The organism is Paraburkholderia sp. RL17-347-BIC-D (genome assembly GCF_046027915.1).
In the GTDB taxonomy this organism is placed as follows: Bacteria; Pseudomonadota; Gammaproteobacteria; order Burkholderiales; family Burkholderiaceae; genus Paraburkholderia.
On record NZ_JARESS010000262.1, the window covers coordinates 1 to 392 of the forward strand.

The window sequence follows — 392 nt, forward strand, 5'->3', positions numbered from 1 at the left end:
AGGATGCCTCCCAGCGCGCCACCCAGATGGCTTTGCCACGACACGCCTGGGTATATTGGCATCACGCCAAAGAGCATGGTCAGCCCGTAGCTCGCCGCTACGAAAAGTGCCACTAGCATCGCCAGAACGTGCCGCGTGTAATAGCCCCGCGCGACCAGGTAGCCCGCGTAACCGAACACGAGGCCGCTCGCGCCGATATGCACCGTGTAGGGCGCGCCGAGCAGCCAGGCGCACAATCCAGCACCAAGCATCGCACCGATTGTCGCCTGCCAGAGGTTCGCGATGCGCGGCCAGGTGCACAGCCAGCCCAAGATGAGCAGTCCACCAGTGTTGGCTACCAGGTGCATCATGCTTGCGTGCAACCACGGGGCGAACAGGATGCCCTGCAGCCC

The 392-nt window shown here is 64.0% G+C and carries 1 protein-coding gene; it reads right to left on the minus strand.

All coding sequences use genetic code 11. The features are described 5' to 3' along the window. On the minus strand, positions 1 to 392 hold a 392-nt coding region (locus tag P0D96_RS48475), incomplete at both ends, for a rhomboid family intramembrane serine protease (RefSeq protein WP_408321487.1).